The sequence below is a fragment of the Stieleria sp. genome, from assembly GCF_041595215.1.
GTDB lineage: Bacteria > Planctomycetota > Planctomycetia > Pirellulales > Pirellulaceae > Stieleria > Stieleria magnilauensis.
On the sequence record NZ_JBFHKV010001248.1, the window covers coordinates 1 to 2,259 of the forward strand.

Here is a 2,259-nt window from a genome sequence, read left to right on the forward strand (position 1 = left end):
ACGCCCGAATCGAGGGGATCACTGGCGTCGGGATCGTTCACATGTTGCGACGCGGCGTCCCCTGTTTCTTGGCCACTTGCGACCGAACCTGAAGGGGCAACGGTGAGGCACAGCAGCACCGCGACACAGGACACGATGAGTGACTGTAACGTGGTCAAGAAGAGACGTCGTTTCATACCCGATCACAACAAGGTTAGGAGGAAGATTCGCACACCCGCACCGCCACAGCAGGACGCGAGTACCAAGCGATTGCAATTTAAATGGATCAGTCCGCCGTGGCTGTTCGGAGTCGCCCCCGATGGGGCGTGCTGGATGACGGGGCGGGTTTCGCGACCGGCAATTCCAATCGTTCAATCGACGTCAACTCCGGCGACCCTCCGCGGTTGCCCGATCCAGACGCAGTGTAAACGTATTCGCCCACAATCGCGAATCCCGAACCGTGACGTCCGCGATTGAGTTCGGGCCATGACCTCCACGTGCCCGACACCGTGTCAAAGGCTTCGACGTCGTTGTGCGCCGTTTTCTGTGTCGTCTCACCTCCGCCGACGATCACTTCATTTTGCCAGACGGTGGCCATGTTGCCTGCCCGCGGCGTCGGAAGGACTGGGCATTCGGATTCGGGAAGCCAACGGGAGGTTTTAATATCGTAAACATCAACCGGCGCCACGACACGGCTGAACACCTCGTTAGTCGCTTTTGACGTCGTTCGGCCCGCGATCGAATAGAGACGGTTGCCTGAGACAACGGCTTGAAAGTGATCCCGCGCGTGGGGCGCATCGGCGAGAACGTCCCAATCGCCGGTCACCGGATCGTATCGATCCAGCCAAGGCTGGAAACCGTCGATGTGTCCGTTGGTGATGCCGCCGACCAGATAGATCATGCCGTCATGGTAGACCGCTCCGGCACCGCCGCGACGCCGACTCTCAGGAATACCATGCACGAAATCAAAACGGTCTTCATCGGGATAATAGACGACGATCTTTTCGAGCGGCGTTTCGTTGGGGTACGGCCCCGTCATCGCCCCCATCAAGTAGATCGCGTCGCCCACCACCACGGCTTGAAAATGGTGCAGTTCCAACGGCGTCTTTGACTTCGCCGTCCACGTGTTCGTCGCGGGGTCGTAGACGTCGACCGGGTTCACCCGACGCCCGCCGATCAGATACAGCTTGTTCCGGAAAGCCACCAAGGTGGCTTCGTGGCGGGCCGTCGGGCTGCCGATCGCATCGATGGTTTCCCACTGCCATCGGCTGCCCGTTTCAGTCTGTCCCAGATCCGTTCGCCCCGAGTCGGCTGCTTGCCCCGAGTCAGCGGCTACTTTTTTTTTATGACCACCAACCAGTCTTGATCGGGATCGGAGGGGGCTTTGCCGAGGGAGACGGTACCGCCGCCGGCAACGCTGGGCGTGCTGCCCGGTTGCAGCGCTCCGCCATCACGCGGGTTGAACCAGCGGACGTCATAGTCTCCCGCGGTGCCGGACAGATCCAGCGTCGACGATCCGCCGTCGCAGAGGTACACCAGGTAGGTGTCATCCGCTTTGGCGAAACAGTATTTCGTCGGCTTTCGGTCTGGATTTCCGATCAGTTCATCGGCGTTCTTCATTTCCCAAAAGGGGATTTGGTGGTCATGAAAGAACCCGATCGCGATCCGGCAATAATCCCAACTTTGATCGCGGCTGCGCCAGTCTTCACAAACGATATCGTTTTCGTCGAACTGGTAACCGAAGTAGTATTCATTGCCCGCACCGCCGCCCATCAGGGTTCCCCACAGCGTTTGTTTGCGGACTTTGTGCTGGGTGTACGCCATCTTGCCCGTCCGGTCGTGTCCGTCAAAGCCTTTGTAACCGAGGTCGGGGCACTGGGCGTGGGCGGCGCTGCCGGATTCGTCGAAGGCGACGATCCAAGGCTTGCCCGCTTTGGCGGATTCGAAAACCCATTTGACCGTTTGCGCGTGCGTGGTTTCCAGGCTGCTGTTCTGCAGGGAAACGCCGGTCAGTTTTGATCGATCACCGAGCAGTGGTCGATAGACTTGGTCCTGTTGCGACGGGAAGGTGTGGACGACGATGTTGTGCCCGTAGGCGTCGAGTTCGGCGATGTAGTTGATCATCGCCTGTTGTTGCTCAGTCGTCTGCGTGTTCTCTTCGCCCAGGTTCCAGTTGAGCGCCAGGTTGTGACCGTAGCGGGCGATCAATTCGCGGCAGTACAGTTTGCGCTGTGAACCGAGATCGCCGCCGTCGAGACTTTCCGGAACACCGCCGGACGC

2 protein-coding genes are annotated in these 2,259 nt (G+C 59.5%); both read right to left on the minus strand.

The genetic code is table 11. From position 1 onward, the window contains the following. Window positions 1-265: 265 nt before the first annotated feature. A complete protein-coding gene (locus ABX749_RS30165; RefSeq protein ID WP_372899300.1) occupies window positions 266-1,339 on the minus strand; it encodes a Kelch repeat-containing protein in 1,074 nt (357 codons plus the stop codon). Next, on the minus strand, window positions 1,312-2,259 hold a 948-nt coding region (locus ABX749_RS30170), incomplete at its 5' end, for a putative collagen-binding domain-containing protein (protein WP_372899299.1). The genes ABX749_RS30165 and ABX749_RS30170, both read right to left, overlap by 28 nt.